The sequence below is a fragment of the Streptomyces sp. NRRL B-1347 genome (assembly GCF_000720325.1).
GTDB lineage: Bacteria > Actinomycetota > Actinomycetes > Streptomycetales > Streptomycetaceae > Streptomyces.
Map to the genome: position 1 here is coordinate 12,719 of NZ_JOJM01000064.1, position 23,308 is coordinate 36,026.

Below are 23,308 nucleotides of genomic sequence, written 5' to 3' on the forward strand. Positions count from 1 at the left end.
CTGGTGTTTCGCAAGTCATGCCTGTAGTCAAGGCAGTAGGACGTATCGCGAGCGTATCGAAAACCACATACGTTCCGGCAACAGCACGCCGCCTTGACTGGAGGCATGACCCACAGCGAAACGACCCGCATCACCATGTACGGGTGCGGCCCGGACGAAGCCGTTCTGTTCCGCGAACTGGCGCCCGGCCTCGGTGTGCAGCCGGCCATCACCGACGCACCGGTATCCGAAGCCAATACTGAACTGGCCGTCGGCAGCCGGTGCATCAGCGTCGGCCACAAGACCCCCATCACCCACGCCACTCTGCGTGCGCTCGGCCGAGCCGGCGTGGGCTATGTCTCCACGCGGAGCATCGGCTACAACCACATCGATGTGGAATACGCGGACAGCATCGGCATCCTTGTCGAAAACGTCTCCTACTCGCCGGACAGCGTGGCCGACTACACGCTGATGCTCATGCTGATGGCCTTACGGGATGCGAAAGCCATCGTCCGGCGCACCGACATGCACGATTACCGGCTGAGCGATGCGCGCGGGAAGGAACTGCGCGATCTGACGGTGGGAGTGATCGGGACGGGCCGTATCGGCGCGGCGGTCATGGCCCGGCTGCGGGGTTTCGGCTGCCGCGTCCTGGCCCATGACAACCGTCCCGTGGACCGCCCCGGTGCCGCTGTCGAGCTCATTCCTCTCGATGAATTGCTGCGGCGGAGCGACCTGGTCACCCTGCATGCACCGCTCACTGCGCAGACGCACCATCTGCTGGATCGGCATCGCCTGGCACAGCTGAAGAACGGCGCTCTCATCGTCAACACCGCACGTGGTGCGCTCATCGACACCGAGGCGTTGGTGCAGCAATTGGAGAGCGGCAGGCTGAGTGGCGCGGCACTGGATGTCGTCGAAGGCGAGGAAAGCATCTTCTACGCCGACTGCCGGGACAAAACCATAGAGAGCAAAGGGCTGTTGCGACTGCAGGAGCTGCCGAATGTGCTCATCAGTCCGCACACCGCCTACTACACGGACCACGCCCTGCGCGACACCGTGGAGAACTCCCTCGCCAACTGTCTGACATTCGAAAGCAGGAATCACTATGGCTACTAAGCTGAAGGTCGGCATCATCTTCGGCGGCCGTTCCGAGGAGCACCCCGTCTCCGTCAAGTCGGCGCGTGAGGTGGCCCAGAACCTCGATCTCGAGAAGTACGAACCCTTCTACATCGGGATCACGAAGAGCGGCGCCTGGAAGCTCTGTGACAGTCCCGACGCGGAGTGGGAGAACCGGGACTGCCGCCCCGTCGTCCTGTCGCCGGACAGCGACGTGCACGGGCTGCTCGTCCTAGGGCAGGGGAGTTACGGAACGATCCGTCTGGACGTCGTCCTGCCGGTGCTGCACGGCACCCTCGGCGAGGACGGCGCGATGCAGGGGCTGCTGGAACTCTCCGGCATCCCCTACATCGGCTGCGACATCCAGAGTTCCGCTCTGTGCATGGACAAGTCCCTTGCCTACGTCGTCGCCCGCAGCGCGGGAATCGCCACGCCGAACTTCTGGACCGTCACGGCGGACGAAACCATCGATCCCGCCCGGCTCGCCTATCCGGTCTTCGTGAAGCCCGCCCGGTCCGGATCGTCCTTCGGCGTGACCAAGGTGTCCCGGGAAGAGGAACTTCCGAGCGCGGTGGAGACGGCACGACAGTACGACGCGAAGGTACTGATCGAAGAGGCGGTCATCGGCAGTGAGATAGGCTGCGCCATCCTGGGAAACGATTCGGATCTGACCGTGGGCGAGGTGGACCGGATCGCGCTCTCCCACGGATTCTTCAGGATCCACCAGGAAGACGCCCCCGAGACTGGTTCCGAGAATTCCCTGGCCATCGTTCCCGCCGACATTCCGGAAGAGTCACGGCTACTCGTGCAGGAGACGGCCAAGGCCGTGTACCGCGCCTTGGGATGCAGTGGTCTTTCGCGAGTAGACATGTTCCTCAAGGAGGACGGGAAAGTAGTCCTCAACGAGGTCAACACCTTCCCCGGCATGACCTCGTACAGCCGTTATCCGAGGATGATGGCCGCAGCGGGGCTGCTGCTTCCCGAAGTGATCGACCGGGCGGTGTCCCTCGCCCTGACGGGAAAAATCCGATGAAGCCGGTGGAGTCGGTGGAGTCGGTGAGGGGCGACTTTGCCTTTGTGGACGAGCTGGCGTCCGGAATACGCTGGGACGCCAAGTACGCCACGTGGGACAACTTCACCGGAAAGCCGGTGGACGGATATCTGGCCAATCGAATCGTCGGTACGAGGGCTCTGTGCACGGCGCTGGAACGGGCCACAGAGCGGGCCGAAAATTTGGGATTCGGCCTGCTGCTCTGGGACGGCTACCGCCCACAGCACGCCGTCGACTGCCTTCTGCGCTGGTCGCAGCAGCCGGAGGACGGCCGGACCAAGTCGCGGCACTATCCCAATATCGACAGGGCCGAGATGTTCGAGAAGGGATATGTGGCCGCCAGGTCGGGCCACAGCCGGGGCAGCACCGTCGACCTCACCCTCTATGACTTGGCCACCGGTGAGCTCGTTCCCATGGGCGGCGACCATGACCTGATGGATTCCATCTCGCACCATGGCGCACAAGGGATCACACCTACCGAAGCACGGAACCGGCAGCATCTGCGGTCCCTCATGGAGACTTGCGGTTTCAGTGCGTACGAGTGCGAGTGGTGGCATTACACGCTCGACGGCGAGCCTTACCCGGACACCTATTTCGATTTTCCCATCACGCAGGACGCCGGGCTCGCGACCCTGGAGCCGTGCGAGGCACCAGGGTCTGCCGTTGAGGCAGCCTTCGCCTCACCACCGCGCGCAGTCTGATCCGGACCTCGGGGTGCTGCGCGGCGATGCCGATCGGGAGCAGAGCCACGCCGTCGGCAACCAGGGGCGGGCGGGCCAGAGTTCGTCGTTCATGAGGCGATCGCGCTCCCGTCGAAACGACTTCTGGCCGCCGGTGTGGCGGTCGTAGTGGGCCCGGCGCACTACGAAAGGTACGGACCCAGCCTTCGGTTCCAGGCTCATCAGGTGCCGAAGGCGGAGACGGTCAGGCGACGCAGGGCGAGGAACACGAGGGCGAAGGGCAGCACGGGACTCAGACGCGGACGGACAGAAGTGGTACCGACGCGGCTCGGTTCACTACCGCCCCTGTCGCAACCGACTTCGGCAGGTGCCTTCCAGACGAGACCACTCCACGCCGGGCAGATCACCCCTGCCTGCGCGAGAAGTAGTGCTCCGCCAGGGAACGTTCGGCGGATGGCGGCCGAGGCGGTTGGATGTGCGGTGAGATCCGATCCAACTGCTGGGGGGGGCAGGGTGGCTGGGCCCGTCCGTGTGCGCAGATTGCCCGACCAGGAAGGGCTGAAGCTGGAGCAGTTCGTGCGCCGTGGCAGCACCAGCTCGGTGTACGTGAAGGCTTCTCCACACGAACCAGCCACACCGCGGCAGCACCGACAGAGCCACCCTGGTGAACCGGCCAGGCGGTAAGGGGCCGAGCGGGAGAATCCCTGAGCCACTGGTGGGACCACAGCGGCAGAGGCGTCAGGGATTCGTGCGTTCACCAGGCTCATTCCGTGCTGCTTCGGCAGGCTGGTGAATGCCCGTGCCGGGCCGGGACAGGTGGGCGAGGCGAGGGCTCGTACCGGCGCTGGCGCCTGCGGCGGCCGCGAGGTTCACGAACGCGCGGGTGTTCACCCGCGCGTGGGCCCGGCTGCCGGTCAGCACCTGCGGTGCGGGCTGCACCGGCCGCAGGTCTCCACGGCCGCGCCTTCGCAGCCCGAGCGCGCACCTGTCCCCCGTCCCGCCGACCGAGCCCGATGCCTGACAGCGCCGCAGAGGTCTTGTGTGTCGCGGGGCGTACCCGTCTGTGCCGGTTCAGGACCAAGGCCCCCGGAGAAGGGTCCTTCGGCCGCAGCCGGTCAGGTCTGAATCCAGAAAAGATCAACACGTTCAAGGGGCAACCTTCGGGGCGTCAAGAGGCCCTCGGGGGAGGTGTTTTGTACGCCACTGGGAGGCTGCTGTGCCCTTACCGGAAACCCACGCCAGCGAGAAGCGGCCGGAAGCCGAGGCAGGAACCCGCCGACAGGGACAACCCCTGATGACGCAACGGCGGCTGGTGCGAGGCAGGAGCCCGAGAAGGCCGACCTCTTCGTGCCCGGCGGCTACGCGCTGCGGTCACCCGGGCGGCGCCGACAGTCGAAGAACCGCTAGGGGCAAGGTCCCGCCTGGGCCGTACTCAAGACACAGACATTCAGCCCCTCCGGGCGGCAACGCCTCCAGACGTTCCCCGACGAGACCACCGAAGACACCACCGAAGACGCCGAAGACGCCGAAGACGCCGGAACCATTGGCGACGCTTCCGGCCCCGCGACGTCGGCCGTCCGGTCCTGACCTCACTCGCATCTGATGCTCACACGCTCCCGAGAGGAGCCCGTCGTGCCCCCCGAAACCGGCCCCGCATCCATCTACAAGATCGTCCTCAACGACGAGGGGAATTACGCGATCTGTCTGTCCGCGTGGGACCTCCCCCCGGGCTGGGCCGAGGCCGGGAAGAGCGGCGGGAAGACGGAGTGCCTCGCGTTCATCTGGAACTCCACCCGAAGCCGCCGGAACAGAGCCCCGCTGCCGGGGCCACGCTCCTCATGACGCTCCTCACCTCGCCCTAGGCGGTGCTGTGCTGCTACAGCGCGGAGGCGGGTGCCGTCGGGGCACCCCCGCTGCCGGACGCACCCGCCTGGGCTGGTGCTGGTCCTGGACGTCGCCTGCGCGCGGCAACTCGTCGAGGTCCGGCCCCAGCAGGGTGACGGAGGCGGACGTGTCCAGCACGCGCAGCACCACCTGTCCGTCCTCGACGCCGCCGCTGCGGAGTTCCCGGGGCCGACGCGTCTCCGGGAAACGCCGCTTCGATGCTGGACATCTCGCCGCCGCTCATGCCTGCCCCCACAGGACGGGGCGAGATCAAGGTGCAGATGCCCCAGGCCGGACAGGCGCTGCACCTGGGCGACGACCGCCCGCGTGAACAGGTGGCTGGCGACGCCTCGTCGTACCGGGCGATGTGATCGAACACCACCTGGTGGTCACGCGCGGCACGCACCCGCCAGTCCAGCACCTGCTCGCGGAACAAGTTCTCCAAGCCCAGCCTCCGGTCGACATGATCGACGTCCACGGGCTCCTGCTCCAGAACCAGGGCCGGGGTCGGGGCGACGGCCGTCCCGGCAGGGAGCCGAGCCGACAGGGAGCCGTCCCGGCAGGACGACCGCGTCCACTGCTGCGACCGGGATGCCCCCGGGGCGGCGCGACCGCGGCGCCGACACGAACCGGAGCCGCGGCAGCCCGCCTTGCCCGGTACAGGTTCCACTCGCGTTCCTTCGACCACACATTGCCCGTCACGTCCTGGTGCAGCTGCCTGGCGGTGGCCGCCCGCCGCTCCGCAGTCACACACCCCCCAACCAGCCCCCCCCACACGCACCGGGCTCGCCATCAGTACCGCAAACAACCCGCCGCCCCCTCAGTTGCAGCCCGGCGCCAGCCGCATGGGCCCGACACCGACGAGGACCCCCCACACATGTCCCACCACTGCCCTGCCCTCGCCTTCCGCGCCAGCGCCTGCGCCCTCCTGGGCGCAACCGCGGCCACCGCCCCCACCCCGTACTGGCCTGCCGCGTTAGGCACGATGGGCGGAGCCCTGGCCCTCGCCTGGTACGGCCACTGCGAGGCCGTCGCCCGCCCCCGGGACCGCGCCGACGCACAGCGCGAACGCCTCGCCGACTGCGCCCTTGCCGCCGACACCACCCGCGGCTGGGCCCACCTCAACACCGCCTGCTGCCTTCGGTCGTGGGAATCCCGCGGCGCCGAACACGACACCGCGCACTGCACGGGGCAGGACCGGGCCGCATGACCGAGCGCATCCACCTCAAGGACCTCACCGACGACGCCCTCGACAGGCTGCGCGAGTGCCTCGCCGCCACCGAGGACGCCGTCGCCCGCGCCCGGGACGCCGCGACTCTCCACCGGCAGGGGCTGCTCACCACGCCAGAGCTGTACGCCGTGATGGAAACCCTTCCCGCGCCCAGCGCGGCAGCGACCCAAGCGACCGAGCCTTCGACGTCCCCGCTCCACGACCGGCTCGCCGCAGCCATCAGCCCGGTCCTCGACGAGCACCCCGAGCACAACCGCACCGACGAGCACGAGCACGTCCTCAACGCCATCACCACGGCCGTCCTCGACGTCGTCCTCCCGCACAGCAGGCTCCTCCACGACACGATCCGCGACGCCAAGGAGCAACTCCGCGCCACACGCACCCGCGAGCAGGTCCTGGAGCACCTCCACGAGGAGAACACCCGCCGGCACACGGCGGCCATCGCCCGCGTCGGCGAACTGCTCGCCGAGAACGCGGAACTTGTTCGGCAGCGCGCCAAGCTCCTCGAGTCCAACACCGAGCAGCGCGCCGTGATCGAGCGCGTTCGAGCCGCCCTCCGCAACCCAGGCGCCCTCGGCTGGCGACACCGCATCCGCGTCGCCCTCGCTGGTACGCCCCTGACCCCATGACGAAGGGGCGCCCTCACCGTCTCGCCGGACCAGGACGCCTCTCACGTGCTGATCACCGCACTGTCCGCGCACCACAGGAGCACCGACGATGACCGCCACCGCCACGCACCTCCGCACCATCGCCCTGCACTGGGCCGATCTCCACGAAGCCGCTGGCGCCCCCGCGACCGCAGCAGCGTTCGGCACCGGCCGCCGCGGCCACCTCGCCCGTCTCGACCAACTCGGTCCCGGACAACTGGAGCTGGAGTACGAGCACCACCAGGCCGCACACCTCCGCCCCGTGGAACACGGCCCCGACCGGACCAGCGAACGCCCTACCCTCGTCCGCCTCGTCGTCCTCAACACCATGCGCGCCGTCGAGGACGCCCTCGTCGCCTACGCCGACCAGACCGCAGCCATCGTGCAGCGTCCCCCGATGGCGTACGCGCCGCGGTCGTGGCCGGCCGCCGACCGGGCCCGTCGCGACCAACTCGCGCGTGCCGACGCCCTCGACCTGCGCCGGTGGCGGTACACCGGGTGCAGGACGGCGCCGTACGCCGCGCTGTGGCTCCTCGCCCGGATCACACGCGCCCCGGGCCCGTTCACGGCACTGCCTCAGCAGCAGGAGCGGCGCATCGCCGACGTCGCGGAAGGCGCGGCCGAGTGCGTCGAGCGGGCCCTGGACATCGCGACGCGGCGCCGCGCCCCGGAGCAGCGCCACGATCGCGGGGGTGCCATCGACATCCACGGCGGCGAGGCCCGGGCCCGCTCGCGCACCGCACGGGATGCGGGCGGATTCGGACCGAGAGTGGCCGAAACGAGGCATGAACACTGAGCCGCAGCCGAGGTGGTGCTTGCAGCCGATGACCCGTTCCGGCGTCCGTGCCCCCCCGCCAGCCAGGCGCATGTTGGCAGACGAGAGTGCTCGGCAATGGCCTTCCCGGACGGCGGTTTCAGCGCGCGGAGAAGGCGAGCAGCTCCGGCTCCTCGCTGCCGGGCAGGCCGTGCCTCGCTGGAAAAAACGGTAGAGACCGTAGGGGACGATGCGCTTGGGACGCGACAGCGGCATCGCTGACCACGGGAAGTCGCCATGCCGGAAGAGCGGGCCGTCACGTTCACCGCACAGTCCGGCGCTGTCCGGCACAGTCCGGTACCGTGATGGCCTAGGCCACACGAGGGCAGCAGGGCAGCAGGGAGGACGCGATGAGCAGCGGCCAGTGGACCATCGACACCCTCGCCCACGCCATCCCCGTCGCCGAACTGCGCCAGGACTTCCTCCGCGAAGCGCACCTCGCCACCCTCGACGACCTCCCCGCAGTGTTCGCGAAATGGGCCGACGTCGTCGCCCGCCACGAGGCCGTCCGCCCCGCGCTGAACGACCTCCTCGAATACGCCAAGACGCACCACGGAGAGCTACCGGCCGAGTACCGTGAGACCCCCGATTCACGGAACGCATGGCAGCAGTGGGAGCAGACCATGCGGCAACACCAAGGACACACCGCGGCGTGACCTGGCACTTCGAACGCGATCAGCTCGCACTCGACCTCATCGCCACCCTCACCCTCGAAGCCCAGTTCGCCTTCTTCAACCTCATCCCACGCCTCGAAGACGACCCCGACGCCGTCACCCAGCCCCACGGCCTCGACGTCCCCGGGCCCGTCCGCCTGCGGTCCGCCACCCTCCCCGGCGCCATCACCATCCTGCTGATCAGCGACAACACCGGACGCATCAACCTCGTCGCCATCATCAACCCCCACGCCCAAGCCTGATCGGCCTCCTCCCCCGCATGACGCTCCCTTGCCACCAGCCCCGCGCCGGCGAGACGCTGGACACCCGCGCCAAGAGGGGCCGCCATGGGCTGGGTCGACCGCGAACACCTCCCCGCTCTGCGTGAGGACTCCCGCTACCTGCGCATGCTCGCCCTCACCCAACGCCTCCTCCGCCGCGACCTGAACGCACGCCTCGCAGCAGACCTCCGACAGCTGGAGCACCGGTGGCAGCACCCTGCACAGACTGCTGCGGCGCGGGAACCGTGACCGTCACCGACGGGGCACAGACGTACACGATCACCTGCGGGGCCTGCGACGACAGCGGCCGGACACCGACCCTCGCCGACAACGAAGGCAACGGACAGTCCAGCAGTGGCTGATACGGAGATCTCACCCCGCTCGCGTGACATGGCGTGGGCCCGTCACTGAGGCTGACCGCGTGGAGACGGACCGAATGCCCGAGCTGATCAGCCGCGAAGAAGTACCTGTCGACATCGACTACTACGGACTCACCCTTGAGGACTGGGACGACAGCCAGGTCCCCGTCCTCTTCCCTCAAGGGTGGGAAGCCGGGCCCTTTCTGCAAGCACGCCCAGGCCGCCTGGACGTCCTGACCTTGATGACGGTCCCTCCGGAATTCGCAGATCACAGGGCGCGGGGAGTCGTACATGGCGGTGGAGGCCAGCACGCAGCCAGAGCGCGTCGCGGGGCGGGCGTGGACGCTGCGCCTGGCACACCCCCGACCCCACCGCCGGATCACGCGGCGACGCGCGCCCTGCCGCCGGGGCGGTGCGGTGCGGCGGTGCGGTGGCGCTGACCATGTACGCGGACCGGACGGGGTATCTGTGGCGGATCGCCGAGATGTGCGCGCGCTGCGCGGCCGCCACTCCCGACCGCCGTGTCCTGGCCGCCAAAGGTCAAGCGGCCAGGGCCTGGTGCAGGGCGTCGAGGCCGTCCGCGTATATCCCGGCGAACAGTTCCTCGGCCTCGGTGTCGCTGACACCGTTGGGGGTGAAGCGTCCGGACCACTGGACCTCGGCGAGGTCGTCCCGGTCGTCGACCGGGTGGACGCGCAGGGTGGAGAGGTAGCCGGTGACGGGGAAGGGGGCTTCGAGGATGGCGTAGGTGTAGTGGCACTCGGCCTCGTTGAAGCCGACCAGCCGCTCGATGATGACGTCGCCGTCCGGGTTGGCCAACTTGCGGACGCGGCCGCCTTCGAGCGCGGTGCTCTCGGGGATGTAGGGGAGCCAGTCGGGCAGGGCGTCGAAGCCGCCGATGAGTGCCCACACCTTCTGGGGGGAGGCGGGCAGGACGCGGCTGACGGACGTGGAAGCCATGGTTGTTTCTCCTGAGGATGGTGCTGTGTGGGGGGCTGAGGGTCAGGCGTTGTCGGGGAGCGGGGCGGCGGGGCTGACCAGGCCGCTGGCGCGCAGGTCGGTCCAGAACGCGGCGGGGATGTCCTCGTTCAGGGCGGCGGTGTCCTCGGCGATGCGGCTGGGGCGGGTGGCGCCGGGGATGACGGCCGCGGTGGCGGGGTGGGCCAGGGAGAACTGCAGGGCGGCGGCCTTGATGCCGACGCCGTGGCGCTGCGCGAGGGCCTTCAGCTTGCCGACGCGCTCGATGATCTCCGGCGGGGCCTGCTGGTACTCGAAGTGGGTGCCCCCGGCGAGGATGCCGGAGCTGTAGGGGCCGCCGACGACCATGTCGACGCCCTGCTCCTGGGCGGTGGGCAGCAGGCGCTGGAGGGCGTGGTCGTGGTCGAGCAGGGTGTAGCGCCCGGCCAGGAGGAAGCCGTCGGGGCGGGGCTCGTCCAGGGCGAGGGTCAGCTCGATGGGCTCGGTGCGGTTGACGCCCAGGCCCCAGGCCTTGATGACGCCTTCCTCGCGCAGGCGGGACAGGACGCGGAAGGCGCCGGTGCGGGCTTCCTCGAACTTCTGCAGCCACTGGTCGCCGTGGAAGTCCTGGGCGATGTCGTGGACCCAGACGATGTCGAGGCGGTCGGTGCCCAGGCGCTTGAGGCTGTCCTCGATGGAGCGCTCGGTGGCGTCGGCGGTCCACTCGTGGACGATCTTGTTGGGGTTGCCGTGCTCGAACAGTCCGCCCTTCTCGCCGAAGTCGGGGGTGGCGCTCTCGTGCTCGTCGAGGATGACCCGGCCGACCTTGCTGGACAGTACGTAGGAGTCGCGGGGCTTGGCGGAGAGCACCTCGCCCAGTCGTGTCTCGGCCAGCCCGGCGCCGTAGAAGGGGGCGGTGTCGTAGAAGCGGATGCCCTGGTCCCAGGCCGCTTCGACCGTGGCGCGGGCCTCGTCGTCGGGAATCGCGCGGAACATGTTGCCGAGCGGAGCGGTACCGAAGCCGAGCCGCCCGGGGAGAAGGGACGTGATGCCCATGGGGAAGATCCTTATCTCGATGACGATATGCGGCATTGAGGAGGTTTCTCCTGTTCCGCGTCTCTTGCTCCACCGAGGTTAGGATCGTGCAGTCAGACTGTCCAAGACTTGCTTGGACACACTTGAGTCCCCCGAGGTCTTACATGCTTGACCTGCGACAACTCCGCTATTTCGTGACCGTGGCCGAAGAGGAACACGTCGGGCGGGCCGCCGAGCGCCTGCACATCTCGCAGTCCCCGCTCAGCCGGCAGATCGCCCAGCTGGAGAAGAACCTGGGCCTGACGCTCTTCGAGCGCAGCCAGCAGCGCATCCGGCTCACCTCCGACGGCCGCGTCTTCCTCGCCGAGGCCACGGCCCTGCTGCGGCACGCGGACCGCCTGGAAAACCTGGGCCAGCGCCTCGGCCGCGGCGACGAGGGCGGCCTGTGCATCGGGTACGTGGGCGACGCCATGCACAGCGGCCTGCTGCCGCGGGCCCTGCGCACGCTGAACGAGGAGCGCCCCGGCATCCACGTCGCCCTGTACGACCTCACCGCCGCCCAGCAGTTCGAGGGCCTGCGCCAGCGCAGCCTGGACATCGCCCTGGTCCCCGAGGCCCCGCCCGAGTCGGATCCGGACCTGCGCAGCACACTGCTGCTGAAGGACCCCCTGCTGCTGACGATGCCCAGCGGCCACCCGCTCGCCGACGCGGCCGAGATCCGGCCCGCGGACCTCGACAGCCAGCCGTGGATCGCCGTCCAGGACAACCAGGACCACGTCTGGCGGGACGACTTCGTCGCGGCGTGCGCCGCCGCCGAATTCACCCCCGACATCCGCTTCGAGGCGCCGGAAGCCCTCACCGCGCTGGGCCTCGTGGCCTCCGGGCTCGGCAACGCCTTCGTGCAGAAGAGCATGCTGCACGGCGACCTCTCGGGCGTGACCGTTCGCGAACTGCCCTGGTTCCAGAGGTCTGTTCCCCTGTGGGCCGCGTGGCACCAAACCGATCTGCGCCCGGTCGTCGCCTCGTTCCGCACCACGGTCCTGGCCGCCGGGGCCGAGAACACCGCAACCCACGACTGACTCGGGAGGTATGACGAGGCGTCAGGCTCATCACAGGCACTTGCAGGGGTGCTGGTGGTGCCGCAGAGGCGGCGGGTTCTCGACGCGGCGTTCTACTCGGCCGGGTCCTCGTCGGCATGCCGGACGGCCTTCTTCACGGCCTGCTCCACCTCGTTCCGAGCCTGTCCAGTCTCCTTGGCGTACGCCGTGACGGCCGCCTGGAAGGTGACCGAGGCGTCGTACCAACGGCGCCACTGCGCCGCGTGCTCCTCGCCGTCGAGGCCCGCGAGCTTGGCGCGCTCCTCTTCGGCGGAACGTTCCAGCATGATCAGGTCATCAGAGATATCTGCCACGAACGACGATATTAAGCCGACCTGAACACGCCACCGGCCACGTGACTCACCGCCCGTACAGGTGAGTCACTCGCCAACGCGGAACCGGCCTCAGGCCTTGCACGCGCACGGACACCAGCGTCCGGACTCGCCTGCCGGTGCCCGGTCCGCCCCCTGAGCGGCACACGCCTCGCATCACGCCGTGGTCCGCAGCCGAAAGGACTGCGGTACGGCGGCAGCCGTACCGGCCTGATGGACAGCGCGTTCCGCCCGGGCCCGCCGCAGGGCCGCGGCGCGGGAGACGTCGGCCTGACGGCGGCGCTCGATACGGGCCTGCTCGATCGGGGCCGACTCGCCTACCCATCAGCTGTAGCTCCGGGAAGGCTGCGCGCCCCCATCGCCGCGGTCTGCCGCTCCACTGCCTGCGTGATCGAGGGGTCGACGCGGCTCGCCGGTACGACGGCCTGGCGCGCGGCGAACGCCCGGTGAAAGCCCTGCGAGGCCATCTCGCGGATCTTCACCGCCGCCTGCCCGGTCGCCGTGGCGGCCGGGCCCTCCAGTACAGGCCGGGACGCAGGCGCGTTGCTGACGGGCAGGACCCGGACCGTGCGCACCGCATCGGTGCCGACTGTCTCGTTGGCCGCGGTGACGATGCGGGCGGTGATCAGGCGCAGCTGGGTGGCGAAGGCGGGGCGCGGCTCCAGCTGGCCGGTCTCCGGGCGGAAGGCGACCGCCGTCACACGGTCGGGCAGCTGCGGGGCGAGGGCGGCCGCGATGTCCGGCCAGCGGTCCAGCACGCGGCCGTCGGCGACCGGGAGATCCCAGGCCCTGGAGCACGGTGGCGACGCCGGACGGCCCTCGGCCACCACACTGCACGACCGGCCCCGGCCCGGCGGCGCCGCGGAGCGCAGACCTCGCTCACCCCGCATGCCAGGTGGACCAGAATCCCTGCTCATCACTATTGATCACGCGCATCGGCAGCGGACGACTCCCTGGTGCGCGTCGAAGCGGCATCCGCGCAAGGCGGCACAGCCGGATTCCTCCGGGTCAGCCGCAGGAGTGCCTGTTCTGAAGCGCTGGACATCTCACTCGGGACACCCAGGGAATCCAGATAGCCGACCGTCGCTCGCATCTCGGCCGCCCGGCGTTCGGCGTGCTGCCGGGTGCCCGTGAGGAATCGGTCGATCATGACCGGTCCGTCGGCGCCCAGCTGGTCCGTGATCTGCTCGCGCATCCACTCTTCGCAGCCCGCCGCGTGAGCGGCCCCCACTGCCTCGCAGATCACCAAGGCGAGCGGCTTCATCAGCACGCTGCGCAGCAGTTTGCGGGCGGCGGCAGCACCGGCGGGAGACGGCAGCAGCTCGACGGGGGCGCCAAGTCCCTGCAGTACCCGGGCGACGGCGGGGCCACCGGGGCCACTGGCGACCACGGCCGTCCGTGCGCCCGTGAGCGGTACCGTGCCGAGGATCGCGACATCGGCGAAGGACACCGGCGCATCGGCGAAGGCCTCGGCGGCCGCGGTCATCGTCGCCGGGGAAGCCGCGGTGAGATCGGCCCAGCAGGTGCCCGGGGCGAGAGCGGGGCGGGCCTGCGTCGCGAGGCGGACGCTCGCTGACGCCGGGGTGAGCAGCAGCACCATCTCGGCGTCGCGTACGGCGTCGGCCAGGTCTGCCACGCGGTGGACACCGCCGGGGGTGGCGGCAGGGCCGGGGGCGAATCCGGTCGTCTCGTGTCCGGCGGCGGCCAAGGCCGTCGCGTAACGGGAGCCGGCCTCGCCGAGGCCGATCACAGCGATATGCATCATCGTCTCCTTGACCGGTGGTGAAGCGGCGCTCCCCCGGCCGCCGGTGGCCGTCGCATGGAGTCCGTCTGGTTGGGGTGACTCGGCGGGCGGTCCTCCCCCAGGGACCCGAGGCCCGGGAGCAGCCAGCCAGCTCACCCCGTACGACGCGGCGACAGGCCTGGACAAGTTCGGTGCCGACCGGCCCAGGCTCGCCGCGCCCGCCGAGCGAGCCGCCGTCAGGAGCCGCGGCGGCTGGCATCGACTCGTCCGCGCTCCTGCCGGATCACCGCACGCTCCGGTCGGCCCGGCACGGGGTCCGGCCGGCTCGCCGCGCTCAGGATCACACCCGCCAACGCCAAGGCTCCTCCCATGAGTTGGGACCAGATCAGCGGTGCCCCGGTCAGGACCGCGAACAGGTATCCGACGGCTGGGATGCCGCCGGTGAACGTGCCCGCCACGGATGCCGGCACCTTGCGCAGTGCGAAGGTCCACAGGATCAGGGTGAGGCCGGACGCCACGACACCGAGGTAGGCAATCGCGAGCCAGCCGTCGGTGGAGGGCGGCTGGAACCCCTTCTCACCGATCTCCCACCCCAGCCACGGCGTCAGGAACACCAGGCCCCACAGGCTGGACGCCGAGGCCAGTACGACCGGCTTGAGGTGAGTGCAGAAGCGCCGCACGTAGGCGGTGTAGTACGCGTACGCTGCGACACCACCGAGCACGATCATGTTGCCGAGCAGGTCGAACCGGGGCCCGCCGTGCCGGACCACGAGCAGCACGCCGAGCACTGCGAGGACCAGTCCCAGTGCCCGGCCGGCACGGAGCCGCTCGCGCAGCCACAGCAGACCCAGCATCACGGTGAGCACCGGCAGTGCCGCCTGCAGGAGCGCGGCGCTGTCGGGTGAGGTGAACAGCAGACCCACGTTCTGCAGTCCGTAGTACAGGGCGACGCCGGTGAGTCCGCACACCACGTACGAGGACCTGAACAGGTCACGCGCCCGCAGCCCACCGGCGATGCCGAACGGCAGGAGCACCAGGGATCCGATGGCGAACCGCAGGAACGTGAGCTGGGCCGGCCCGGTCTCGGCCAGCACGCGGTCGCTCACCACGAAGGTCGAGGCCCAGATCAGCACGGTGGTCGAAAGGGCGAGCAGCGCGGAACCCCGACCCTTCACTCGTCCTCCGGCACTAGTCGCAGCTCCCGGCGCACGCGCGTCACCGAGTTCCGCAGCTCGATGAGGGAGGTGCTCTGCAGGTGGAGCTGCGCGAGCCAGTACGGCTGCTCGTGCACCCGGTCCTCGACGACCCAGCCCCGCTCCCGCTCGGCGTAGCCCGCGATCCGCACCGTGCGGTCCAGGAGCTCGGCCGGGTGTACGGCGAAGCCGCCGAACCGGACGGGGGTCCGATGGGTGCCCAGGCACTCGCTGCCGTAGAGATGGATGGTGGCCGCCGCCCGCGACGGCTCCGCGTCGGGATCGAAGCGCCGGGTGGTGCGCGTGAGTCCAACGGCTGGGGCTGGCCGTCGGAGCAGGTTGAGCACTTCCTCGGCTCGCTGGACAAGGACGGCGAGGCGACGGCGTATCTCTTCCGGTGCCGGGTCTGCGCAGCCCACCTCGCGTACGCCGACTTCGCATAGGCCCTGCAGACGGGTCGAACGACGTTCCGAACGGTGTCACTCACCTGGGAGTTCGACTCCGCAGCACCGGGTAGGGGACCGCCGCAGCGTCGGCACCGGATCGAGTCCACGTTCTGACAGCTATCGCGCTTCCGTTCGGAGTGGCGTGGAGTGGCACGCCGGTTAGGTCCTGGCTGCCGTGGCAAGGGCGGGATCGAAACCGAACGTGGACTGGACGTGTCCTGCGGTGATGTGGGTGAGGGCTGCCGCGTGGTACGGGACGGTGTTCCCGGGGACGGCGTTGAGGGGGTACCAGGCGAGGCCTCCGCATTTGTCGGGCTCGGCGTTGTACGGCTCGCCGTCCCAAGTGAGGGCTTGGTAGAAGACACCGAGGCGGGGGTCCTCGCCGGGGGCGCGGTGGTCCATGAAGTGGACGAAGGCGAGCTGGCCTTCGGGGATGTGCACGCCGATTTCTTCTGCTCCTTCGCGCATGGTCGCGAAGGGAGTGGCTTCCTGGGCTTCGAGGTGTCCGGAAGGGATCTGCCACTGCCCGGCGGCGTATCCGCCTTTGCGCAGCGTCAGCAGGACGTGGTCGTCGCGGAGCAGGACGAGGTGGACGTCGCAGATGCGGCGGTGGCGCTGGCGGGGGGTGGAGGATGCGGTCACGGTGATCGGTGTTCTTTCACGGGGCTGGGTGGGGTCACCGATTATGGCGGTGTCTGTGGGGACCCGGGGGTATTTCACCGATCGTGTGTACCAGGTTCAGGAGGGCTCAGTACGCAGAAAGGTCTGGGCCTGGTCGAGCCGTTGGCGGACGGCGCGGGTGGTGGCGCGCGGGAGTCGGGTGAACAGTTCGTGGCGGACGGTGCGGGTCTTCTTGTCCCATGCCCAGGTTCCGGCGGTGCGGCCCGCGATGGTGATGGTTGCCCGGACTTCGCCGATCGGGTTGAAGGCCCGGGTGCGGTGTGCGGGGTCGAGGTAGCGGGCTCGGGTGGTGAAGTAGCCCTTGAATGCGGGGTCTTCGAAGGCGAGGAGCCGTACGTGGTCCGTCGGCAGTGGCTCAGCGGCCCGCAGGGTGTCCATGTCGGCGTCCAGGGCGATCAGCTCGTGGTCCAGGCCGTCGATGCGCACGGGCGTGGTCTCGGAGCGCAGTGCGGTCAGGGCTGGGGTGATCTCGGCGCGGGTGAGGCCTGACCACCACAGCAGGTCGCCTTCGGCTACGGGGCCGTAGGCGTGCAAGTAGCGGCGTACGAGCCGGACGGTTGCGCTCTTCGGGTCGGTGCCGGAGAGGTTCACGGTGGGGTGAGCGTGCGTGATGAGGGCGAACTGGCGGTCTTCACGGTGCAGGGAGGAGGCGGTGTTGCGGCAGGTGAGGCGGCCCGACTCCCAGGCCCATTTGATGCCCAGGCGCAGGCTCTCGGGACTGGCGCGCGGGTGCTGCTTGGCGAGGCGGTCCTGCAGCTCGCGGTACCGCAGTGGTCCGGCCTCGAGTTCTGCGGCAGTGTGGTCTGCCCAGTGTTGCAGGTCGCCTTGGGCAAGGCCGTGGCGGCGGGCGGTGGCGAGGGTGGATCCGAGCCGTAGGCGCAGTGTGGCGGTGTGGGCGTCGACGGCCTGGTCCAGGGGCCACAGGTGCAGTGTGCGGCGCATGCAACGGATCTTGATCAGGGTGCCGCGGGTGCCGAGGGCCTCGCGCAGCTCGGCGGGGCGGAATGCTTGGTTGCGGGTGTGGGCCGTGACGAAGGGGGTGAGGAGGCGGGCCGCGTGCAGTCCGGCCTGGGCATCGGCCAGGCGTGTCACGGTGTCCGGGGCGGCGTGGGTGCCCCAGCCGTGGCGTGCGGCGGCGGCCGCCCGCTCGACGGCGGCTGCGAGGACCAGTGTGGCAGCCAACTCGGGCGCTCCTCGGGTGTCGTGTGGCGGTGGTGGTTCCGGTGCCGCAAGGAGCGTCCGAGCGTAGTGGAGCGGGTCAGGCTGTGGGGGCGGGCGCGGGAAGTTGGTGCCGGTCTGGCCAGAGTTCACCGACCATGGCGGCCAGCTGTTCGTACCCGGCCTGGACCTGGGCGAACTGCTGCTCGGTGCCCCACCAGTGCTGGTCGTTGTGGTGGATGTGGTACTGGCCCCAGTCGCCTGTCCATCCTGGCTGGCTGCTGGTGTGGTGCAGGCTGAATTCCTCGGGGTGGTCGTAGACGTAGGTACCGGGCAGGGGGACGAACCGGAACAGGGAGACCCGGTCGATGTGCGGGGCTATCTCGCCGAGCAGTTCCATGGTCTCGGCGGTGGACTGCAGGTCTTCGCCGGGGTAGCCGTGGATGAGGAACAGCTTGATGTTGATGTCCGCGGCCCGGCTCCATCGCACGGCGCGGTGGACGTGGTCGGCGGTGATGTTCTTACGCATCGCCTTCAGGATGCGGGGGCTGCCGGACTCCATGCCGAACTTCACTTCCAGGCAGCCGGAGGCGGCCATGTCCGCCAGCAGGGCGGCGTCGACGGTGTCCACGCGGGAGAGGGCCGACCACTTCAGGCCCAGGTCGCTGATGTGGGTGCAGATGTCGCGGACTTTGTTCTTGTTGACGATGAAGTTGTCGTCCACGATCGCGAATCCCTCGATGCCGTAGCGCTCGATCATGTCCGTGAGTTCGTGGCGGGCGCTGGTTCCAGAGCGGTACTGGATGCGTGTTTGGGCTGCCGCGCAGAATCGGCACGGGAAGGGGCAGCCGCGGCTGAACATGACGTGCGCCATGCGCAGATCGGTGTGGGAGAGCCGGTCGGCCATCACCAGGTCCTCGGTGGGCAGCAGGTGCCTGGCTGGCAGCGGCAGTGCGTCGATGTTCTTCAGGATGGTCCTGGGCGGGGTGCGTACGGGTTGGCCGTTGTGGAGGTAGCAGATCCCTTCGATCTCCTCCAAGCGCCGGGTCCTGCCGTGCTCGAGCAGCCGCAGGAAGGTCTGCTCCCCTTCCCCGATGCCGACCACATCGGGTTCGATGTCGCGCAAGGTCTGCTCGGGGTAGAAGTTGGGGTGCACCCCGCCGACCATGACCAGCGGGTCCTGGTCGTAGCGGCTCTCGCGGCGGCAGTCCCGGATGATCCCGTATGTGGCTGACGAGGGGATGGTGAAGGCCACCGCGTCGAACCCGGTGAAGTCGCGCACGTGGTCGTCGTCGCTGACCTTGAGGACACTCACGTCGTGCCCGGCAGCCTCGGCTACCGCGGCGAGGTAGAGCACCCCGAACGGCGGGAACTCCTTGCGGTTCTCCTTGAACCGTGCCAGATCGAGGACTTCCGGATACACCAGGGCAACGTGCATAACGTCCCTCCGTGGATGCGTCGTACGTCCGTACCGTCAGAGCGGAGTACCGTCGAGCCAGCTCACGGGGCGGCTGGTCCGCGCCTCGCCGTCGGCCCCTGCCCACGTTTCTCGGGCGGGCACCGGCTCAAGGTGCTTGGCACCCGGCGGGTGAGCGCGGCTTTCATTACAGCGCTGTGCCCCCACTGCCGGGAAGGGCGGCGAAGTCGCCTCAGGCTGCCGCCAGTTGCGCCCCGGCTTCTCCGGCGCGTCCCCCCGGTCAGCCGCCCGGTCTCGTACGCTGAGCCGCTGTGGGGGTGAGGTTCTGGGATCAGCTCACCCGTGCGAGTGCTTCCGTGTTCGCACCTGCCCGAGCGGACCCGGTCGCGCAGTACCCCAGGGCGTGCGGGACCGCCGAATCCGAGGCCACGCCAGCACTCAGATCCGCGGCGAAATAGCAGATCGGCCCTGTGCGTCCCGGGACTAAAGCCTCAATCGCCATGGGCCCACTCTCCCCTGCTCGGCAATCGGCGGCTTGTGTCAGGGTCAAGTCAGCCCTGGCGCACCACAGATACTGCCGCTCCTGCGCCGGTGCTACTGCGAGTAGCTTTCAGGCAAGCGGGATCTGACCACCCGCTCAAAAGTGAATCGGGTACCACATGCACATACGTAAGGCTGCGGCTTTTGGGGAGTCCGGGCGCAGGTCCAGCTTCCCGGTCTCAGGGTGGAACGCGGCGGCCGTAACGCGGGTGGGGAAGCTGCGGGGTGACGGCCGCGGCGATGTTCGGCCAGCGGTCCAGGGCGCTGCCGTCGGCGGCCAGGGGTTCCCAGGCCCGGTCGGCCATCAGGCCCTGGAGCAGCGGCATGGTGTCGCGGGCGGCCCTCAGCAGGGACGCCCGCACCCGGTGGCTACGTAGACTCCTCACGCAGCCCGGAGCGCGCGCCCGGAGGTGACGTCGCCGGGCGCGCGTCAGCGGCCCAGTCGTCGGCCCAGCTCGGCGCCCTTCTCGGGGGCGCCAAGGGCGGCCGGGCCGAAGGACGCGATGCCGGAGGTCGACAGGCCGCCCGTGGCACCGCGGAAGACCCAGGCGGCACCGGAGTCCACGGCCGCGCCGTCCTCGAAGGGCGCGGTGACGGCCAGATCGGGCTTCTTGTCGCCGTTGACGTCGGCGAGCTTGACGCGCCTGCCGAACTGGTCGTCCCGCTCGGAGGCGCCGGGGACCTTGGGCGTGGACTGGGTGAAGGCCTTCGCGCCGGCTCCGGTCAGGCCGGGCCTGCCGCCCTTGAGCAGCACCACGCCGCCCGCGTCCAGGACGTTCTTGCCGCCCGCTTGGACGTCCTCACCGGGGACGCCGACGGCGATGTCCGCGTAGCCGTCGCCGTTGACGTCTGCGGCGCTGAGTGCGGCGCCGAACTGGTCGCCGCTGTGGTACTCGCCGTCGACGTAGCCGCCCTTCTCGCTGACGCCGGGGACGCCCGGGGTGTTCTGGGTGATCTTCGCGGTGCGGGTGGCGGCGGGGCCGTTCTTGCTGCCGTAGTCGACGCGTACGGTGCCCGCTTCGTAGTAGTTGTCGTCGTTGCTGGAGCCGTTGTCGCGGGTGACGAAGTCGCCGTAGCCGTCGCCGTCCACGTCGGCGACGGTGCCGCCTTCGGAGGACTTGAGGGTCCGCGTGTGCCGCTGGGCCAGGCCGTTCTTGGAGCCCGGCCAGAAGCGGCTGCCGTAGGCGTCCTCCTCGTAGCTGTGGTTGGTGATGACGTCGTCGATGCCGTCGCCGGTCACGTCGCCGACGATGATGTCGTCGGTCTGGTCGCTGTTGGGGATGGCGATGCTCGTCCTCTTCGCCGGTTCGCCGTCGCGTGTGAACGGGCCGTAGGCGGCGAGGATGCCGCCCTCGCCACCCTCGCCCGACGGGTACACCTTGCTCACCAGGTCCACGCGCCCGTCGCCGTTCAGGTCGCCGGTGCCCGGGCCGACCGGGGTCTTGAAGGTGGTGGCCGCCCGCGACAGTCCGTCGGCGGAGCCCCACAGGGCGACGGTCACGAACGGGTTGGTGCCGATCAGCAGGTCGGTGTAGCCGTCGGCGTCGAAGTCACCGGTGGCCAGCTCGTCGCCGAAGTTGCCGTAGTCGGTGACCTCACCGGGGCCGCCTGCGACGGAGCGGTCGACGAGCCGGGGGTGCGCGCGGTCCGGCCCGTTCTTCGAGCCGTACACCACGGCCGCGTACCCGGCCTCCTGCTTGCCGTCGACGTCCGACCTCGGGGCGGCGAGCACGAGGTCGGCGTAGCCGTCCTTGTTGAAGTCGGTGACCGGAGCCTTGCCGGCGTTCTTCGCGGCGCTCTTCGCGGCGTTGGGCGCGGCGGCGGACGCGGTGCCGCTCGCGGCGAGCGGCAGCGGCGCGGCGACCGCGACCGCGACCGCCGCGACAGCGGCTATGAGGGTGCGACGCACTGTTCCTCCTCTGGCGTGCGTGGGTGACGCAGACAAGACCAGTGAGGGAGCGTCACGGTTGTACACCGGGAGGAGGCCTTGACCAAGGAGGGAACACGTATGCCGGTCACCCGGCTCGGGCTGCCGGGTCCAGCGCAGGGCTGCTGGGCGCGGCACGGGCAGAAGCTGAGACGTACCCCGCGAGGGCCAGCGCGCGGTGGTGGGCCGCCGTGTCCAGGCGCAGGGCGCGGGCCACCGCCTCGAGCACCTGCCGGGAGGCGTCGGCCCGCCCCAGCTCCGGCCACGTGTACCAGGCAACCGAGACCCTGGAGAGGGCCGTGGCCTCCTCACGGCGCAGGCCGGACGTGCGGCGCCGGGGCGTCCGGGGCAGGCCCGTCCTCCACCGGGGGCAGCCGCTCGCGGTGCGCGCGCAGGGCCAGGTCCTGAGTGTGGGCGTCGGCGGCCTCCTCGAACGGGCGGCGCGCGCGGGCGAGACGGGCCCGGCGCAACCGGGAGCTGTCCACTGCGGACGCAGTGCGCAGGATGACGGGCACGGACGCGCCGCGCGCTTGGCCTCTTTCCAACTCGGCCGGCGCGGGGCTGCCGTCGGTCGCGGCAAGCACGAGGCCTCCGGCCGAAGCGCCTCGCTCATCGCGGCCTCCTACCGGTGTCCGTACGTCATCCACGAGCTGCGGGCACCGCTGGCCATCTGCAGAGCACGACGTACCGAGCCGGGGCCGTAGAGCCGCTCCGCGGCCGCGCGGCCCAGGGCATCGACCGCCACGGTGACCGGGGATGTCGCCCACCATCAGCCGCTGCCGGGCCTCCGCACGGGCCAGCGCCACCACGCCGCCCTTCGAGGTCCTCTACAACCGGACAGCTCGGGCAGGACCTCCCTGTCGGGCGCGGCGCAGCTCGGCTGCGCGGGGAGCCCTCCGGCACCTACTGGTTGCGGTCCTTGACCGCCCCGGAGGGCGACCGCCACTCCTGCTCCTGGCCGACGTCGTCGACCGGGTCGGGCGCGGCGAGCTGACGCGGCACGACCGGCGCCGTCGGCGGAGCCGGTACTTCGTCACGAACGGCGCCGTCGGCGGAGCCGGTACTTCGTCGGCCGACCGCGCGACCCGCACCGGGGCGGCGGCCACCGGCCCGCGGCCAGACTTCGCGTGGCGCACCATTGGTGGAGGCGCTGCCGGAGCTCCAGGAGGGCGCAAGTCTGGCCCCCGAGCACAGCCGACCAGCCGCTGCCGGATGTCACCTGGCAGCGGCTGGAACGGGCCGATCCGGTGCTGGCACCGAACGGGTTGGCCGGACGAGCAGGCGTGGACCTGTGAGGACTGTAGGCCCTGACACAGCCCTCACGTGGCGGTGTCTGTTTCCCCTGAGCACCCCGGAATCCACCGGACCGGCAGGCGAAGCGCCCGGTCAGCAGCTGTACGTCATACTCATGAACACGGTCTGTTCGAACAGGCCCGGGTTGAACCGGCCTTGCGCGGTGAACCGGTACCGCTGACGGTGGTCAGGCATATTCTGCGCGAATTTGTGGGGGTTGTCCGGCCACGGATTCACGTTGACCACGGAGGCCATAACTGCTTGATTCCGGTCGAGCAGGTCGGCGTGGTGAATGATCCACGCGTCATCGTCGTCGCTGCTTGTCACGACGGCGTCAAAGGAGGCTCTCCCGTCCGAGAGCAACGTCCACGTGGCGCCCTCGAACATAGTGCAGTCACCGGAGTGGAGCGTTGGCCACCTGAACCTTTTAGCCGCTAGAGCAGCGTCCTTCGGCTCCGTCTCCATTCGTTCGCTGCAGGTCCTGTAGGCGTCTGCCGTATCAGACACAACGATCACATCCTAAGGAAGTGGATTTTGACCTGGCCTTCAGGACGTCGCGTGATCACCTGAGATCGCGCGCCGCGTGGGCTGCCGCTCCTCATCGCTGCACCGTCGTGCACTTTCACGCCGTTGCCTCCTCGCATGTGATCGAGTGCACGTGATGTAGCGGCCAGGTCTTACGCGAAGAAGGATCTCCACGCACAGACCCCCAAGACCAGGGTTCGGTCCGCTGAGCGGACCGGCACGTGCCCCAGGCACCGCCACGGCGGTGAGCGCCAGGGCTCGCCGA

28 protein-coding genes are annotated in these 23,308 nt (G+C 69.8%); 13 read left to right on the top strand and 15 right to left on the bottom strand.

Going from position 1 to position 23,308, the window contains the following annotated elements:
- Positions 1-105 precede the first annotated feature (105 nt).
- The 11 genes from IG74_RS0136055 to IG74_RS0136105 all read left to right on the top strand — a co-directional run bounded on the left by IG74_RS0136055 (position 106) and on the right by IG74_RS0136105 (position 8,588).
- Positions 106-1,098, top strand: coding sequence for a D-isomer specific 2-hydroxyacid dehydrogenase family protein (locus IG74_RS0136055; RefSeq protein WP_051856144.1), 993 nt, complete (start codon positions 106-108; stop codon positions 1,096-1,098).
- On the top strand, positions 1,088-2,131 hold the full coding sequence (gene vanA-Sc / locus IG74_RS0136060) for a D-alanine--(R)-lactate ligase VanA-Sc (protein ID WP_030685950.1): 1,044 nt from the start codon (positions 1,088-1,090) through the stop codon (positions 2,129-2,131). The genes IG74_RS0136055 and vanA-Sc overlap by 11 nt, the downstream gene beginning before the upstream one ends.
- Before the next feature lie 23 nt (positions 2,132-2,154).
- Positions 2,155-2,850, top strand: a complete 696-nt coding sequence (gene vanX, locus IG74_RS0136065) for a D-Ala-D-Ala dipeptidase VanX (RefSeq protein WP_234334563.1) — start codon at positions 2,155-2,157, stop codon at positions 2,848-2,850.
- Positions 2,851-4,461: 1,611 nt separating this feature from the next.
- On the top strand, positions 4,462-4,671 hold the full coding sequence (locus IG74_RS49980) for an MbtH family NRPS accessory protein (RefSeq protein WP_199818939.1): 210 nt from the start codon (positions 4,462-4,464) through the stop codon (positions 4,669-4,671).
- A 260-nt stretch (positions 4,672-4,931) separates the two neighbouring features.
- The gene (locus IG74_RS52365) at positions 4,932-5,084 is read left to right on the top strand and encodes a hypothetical protein (RefSeq protein WP_158857893.1); all 153 of its coding nucleotides are present in this window, start codon (positions 4,932-4,934) and stop codon (positions 5,082-5,084) included.
- Between the two features lie 506 nt (positions 5,085-5,590).
- Positions 5,591-5,923 carry a hypothetical protein gene (locus IG74_RS0136080; RefSeq protein ID WP_030685954.1) on the top strand — a complete coding sequence of 111 codons (333 nt, stop codon included), beginning with the start codon at positions 5,591-5,593 and terminating at the stop codon, positions 5,921-5,923.
- Entirely contained in the window at positions 5,920-6,573 is a 654-nt protein-coding gene (locus IG74_RS0136085) for a hypothetical protein (RefSeq protein WP_030685958.1), read from the top strand. The genes IG74_RS0136080 and IG74_RS0136085 overlap by 4 nt, the downstream gene beginning before the upstream one ends.
- Before the next feature lie 88 nt (positions 6,574-6,661).
- Positions 6,662-7,387 (top strand): hypothetical protein, encoded by a 726-nt coding sequence (locus IG74_RS46570; RefSeq protein ID WP_234334557.1) that lies wholly within the window; start codon positions 6,662-6,664, stop codon positions 7,385-7,387.
- Positions 7,388-7,755: 368 nt separating this feature from the next.
- Positions 7,756-8,061: a hypothetical protein gene (locus IG74_RS46575; RefSeq protein WP_037826644.1), complete on the top strand. Its 306-nt coding sequence runs from the start codon at positions 7,756-7,758 to the stop codon at positions 8,059-8,061.
- Positions 8,058-8,321, top strand: a complete 264-nt coding sequence (locus IG74_RS0136100; protein ID WP_030685960.1) for a hypothetical protein — start codon at positions 8,058-8,060, stop codon at positions 8,319-8,321. The genes IG74_RS46575 and IG74_RS0136100 overlap by 4 nt, the downstream gene beginning before the upstream one ends.
- 84 nt (positions 8,322-8,405) lie before the next feature.
- Positions 8,406-8,588, top strand: coding sequence for a hypothetical protein (locus IG74_RS0136105; protein WP_030685963.1), 183 nt, complete (start codon positions 8,406-8,408; stop codon positions 8,586-8,588).
- Positions 8,589-9,238: 650 nt separating this feature from the next.
- On the opposite strand, the gene IG74_RS0136115 is transcribed toward IG74_RS0136105, so the two are convergent.
- Both IG74_RS0136115 and IG74_RS0136120 read right to left on the bottom strand, forming a co-directional pair.
- Positions 9,239-9,658, bottom strand: a complete 420-nt coding sequence (locus IG74_RS0136115; RefSeq protein ID WP_030685965.1) for an SRPBCC family protein — start codon at positions 9,656-9,658, stop codon at positions 9,239-9,241.
- Positions 9,659-9,700: 42 nt separating this feature from the next.
- Positions 9,701-10,711, bottom strand: a complete 1,011-nt coding sequence (locus tag IG74_RS0136120; protein ID WP_030685967.1) for an aldo/keto reductase — start codon at positions 10,709-10,711, stop codon at positions 9,701-9,703.
- 143 nt (positions 10,712-10,854) lie between these two features.
- Here IG74_RS0136120 and IG74_RS0136125 point away from each other — a divergent pair, with 143 nt between their 5' ends.
- A complete protein-coding gene (locus IG74_RS0136125; protein ID WP_030685969.1) occupies positions 10,855-11,769 on the top strand; it encodes a LysR substrate-binding domain-containing protein in 915 nt (304 codons plus the stop codon).
- A gap of 92 nt (positions 11,770-11,861) precedes the next feature.
- Here IG74_RS0136125 and IG74_RS0136130 read toward each other — a convergent pair whose 3' ends face one another.
- From IG74_RS0136130 to IG74_RS53720, 5 genes are all read right to left on the bottom strand, one after another.
- Complete coding sequence (locus IG74_RS0136130) at positions 11,862-12,101, bottom strand: hypothetical protein (RefSeq protein ID WP_234334558.1); 240 nt, start codon at positions 12,099-12,101, stop codon at positions 11,862-11,864.
- Between the two features lie 335 nt (positions 12,102-12,436).
- A complete protein-coding gene (locus tag IG74_RS53715) occupies positions 12,437-12,877 on the bottom strand; it encodes a DUF721 domain-containing protein (RefSeq protein WP_234334559.1) in 441 nt (146 codons plus the stop codon).
- Between the two features lie 161 nt (positions 12,878-13,038).
- A complete protein-coding gene (locus tag IG74_RS0136140) occupies positions 13,039-13,869 on the bottom strand; it encodes an NAD(P)-dependent oxidoreductase (protein ID WP_234334560.1) in 831 nt (276 codons plus the stop codon).
- 230 nt (positions 13,870-14,099) lie between these two features.
- On the bottom strand, positions 14,100-15,038 hold the full coding sequence (locus IG74_RS51390) for a DMT family transporter (RefSeq protein ID WP_030685978.1): 939 nt from the start codon (positions 15,036-15,038) through the stop codon (positions 14,100-14,102).
- A complete protein-coding gene (locus IG74_RS53720) occupies positions 15,035-15,208 on the bottom strand; it encodes a hypothetical protein (protein ID WP_158857895.1) in 174 nt (57 codons plus the stop codon). Before IG74_RS53720 ends, IG74_RS51390 begins: the two co-directional genes overlap by 4 nt.
- A gap of 90 nt (positions 15,209-15,298) precedes the next feature.
- Here IG74_RS53720 and IG74_RS49990 point away from each other — a divergent pair, with 90 nt between their 5' ends.
- Positions 15,299-15,499: a CbrC family protein gene (locus IG74_RS49990; protein WP_078869341.1), complete on the top strand. Its 201-nt coding sequence runs from the start codon at positions 15,299-15,301 to the stop codon at positions 15,497-15,499.
- A gap of 162 nt (positions 15,500-15,661) precedes the next feature.
- Here IG74_RS49990 and IG74_RS0136155 read toward each other — a convergent pair whose 3' ends face one another.
- The 8 genes from IG74_RS0136155 to IG74_RS0136190 all read right to left on the bottom strand — a co-directional run bounded on the left by IG74_RS0136155 (position 15,662) and on the right by IG74_RS0136190 (position 23,025).
- The gene (locus tag IG74_RS0136155) at positions 15,662-16,144 is read right to left on the bottom strand and encodes an NUDIX hydrolase (RefSeq protein ID WP_030685983.1); all 483 of its coding nucleotides are present in this window, start codon (positions 16,142-16,144) and stop codon (positions 15,662-15,664) included.
- Between the two features lie 96 nt (positions 16,145-16,240).
- Complete coding sequence (locus IG74_RS0136160; protein WP_030685985.1) at positions 16,241-17,365, bottom strand: DNA glycosylase AlkZ-like family protein; 1,125 nt, start codon at positions 17,363-17,365, stop codon at positions 16,241-16,243.
- A gap of 76 nt (positions 17,366-17,441) precedes the next feature.
- A complete protein-coding gene (locus tag IG74_RS48275) occupies positions 17,442-18,779 on the bottom strand; it encodes a B12-binding domain-containing radical SAM protein (protein ID WP_051856149.1) in 1,338 nt (445 codons plus the stop codon).
- A gap of 698 nt (positions 18,780-19,477) precedes the next feature.
- Complete coding sequence (locus IG74_RS52375) at positions 19,478-19,684, bottom strand: hypothetical protein (RefSeq protein ID WP_234334561.1); 207 nt, start codon at positions 19,682-19,684, stop codon at positions 19,478-19,480.
- 44 nt (positions 19,685-19,728) lie between these two features.
- Positions 19,729-21,207 (bottom strand): FG-GAP and VCBS repeat-containing protein, encoded by a 1,479-nt coding sequence (locus IG74_RS0136175; protein WP_030685994.1) that lies wholly within the window; start codon positions 21,205-21,207, stop codon positions 19,729-19,731.
- Positions 21,208-21,533: 326 nt separating this feature from the next.
- Entirely contained in the window at positions 21,534-21,809 is a 276-nt protein-coding gene (locus IG74_RS54805) for a hypothetical protein (protein WP_030685996.1), read from the bottom strand.
- A gap of 38 nt (positions 21,810-21,847) precedes the next feature.
- Positions 21,848-21,970 carry a hypothetical protein gene (locus IG74_RS54295; RefSeq protein WP_267885629.1) on the bottom strand — a complete coding sequence of 41 codons (123 nt, stop codon included), beginning with the start codon at positions 21,968-21,970 and terminating at the stop codon, positions 21,848-21,850.
- A gap of 641 nt (positions 21,971-22,611) precedes the next feature.
- Positions 22,612-23,025, bottom strand: coding sequence for a DUF6294 family protein (locus IG74_RS0136190; RefSeq protein WP_158857897.1), 414 nt, complete (start codon positions 23,023-23,025; stop codon positions 22,612-22,614).
- Between the last annotated feature and the right edge of the window lie 283 nt (positions 23,026-23,308).

Coding starts and splice junctions, on each gene's coding strand:
- IG74_RS0136055 (WP_051856144.1), top strand. CDS start 106: ATGACCCACAGCGAAACGACCCGCATCACCATGTACGGGTGCGGCCCG.
- vanA-Sc (WP_030685950.1), top strand. CDS start 1,088: ATGGCTACTAAGCTGAAGGTCGGCATCATCTTCGGCGGCCGTTCCGAG.
- IG74_RS52365 (WP_158857893.1), top strand. CDS start 4,932: ATGCTGGACATCTCGCCGCCGCTCATGCCTGCCCCCACAGGACGGGGC.
- IG74_RS0136080 (WP_030685954.1), top strand. CDS start 5,591: ATGTCCCACCACTGCCCTGCCCTCGCCTTCCGCGCCAGCGCCTGCGCC.
- IG74_RS0136085 (WP_030685958.1), top strand. CDS start 5,920: ATGACCGAGCGCATCCACCTCAAGGACCTCACCGACGACGCCCTCGAC.
- IG74_RS46570 (WP_234334557.1), top strand. CDS start 6,662: ATGACCGCCACCGCCACGCACCTCCGCACCATCGCCCTGCACTGGGCC.
- IG74_RS46575 (WP_037826644.1), top strand. CDS start 7,756: ATGAGCAGCGGCCAGTGGACCATCGACACCCTCGCCCACGCCATCCCC.
- IG74_RS0136105 (WP_030685963.1), top strand. CDS start 8,406: ATGGGCTGGGTCGACCGCGAACACCTCCCCGCTCTGCGTGAGGACTCC.
- IG74_RS0136115 (WP_030685965.1), bottom strand. CDS start 9,658: ATGGCTTCCACGTCCGTCAGCCGCGTCCTGCCCGCCTCCCCCCAGAAG.
- IG74_RS0136120 (WP_030685967.1), bottom strand. CDS start 10,711: ATGGGCATCACGTCCCTTCTCCCCGGGCGGCTCGGCTTCGGTACCGCT.
- IG74_RS0136125 (WP_030685969.1), top strand. CDS start 10,855: ATGCTTGACCTGCGACAACTCCGCTATTTCGTGACCGTGGCCGAAGAG.
- IG74_RS49990 (WP_078869341.1), top strand. CDS start 15,299: ATGGATGGTGGCCGCCGCCCGCGACGGCTCCGCGTCGGGATCGAAGCG.
- IG74_RS48275 (WP_051856149.1), bottom strand. CDS start 18,779: ATGCACGTTGCCCTGGTGTATCCGGAAGTCCTCGATCTGGCACGGTTC.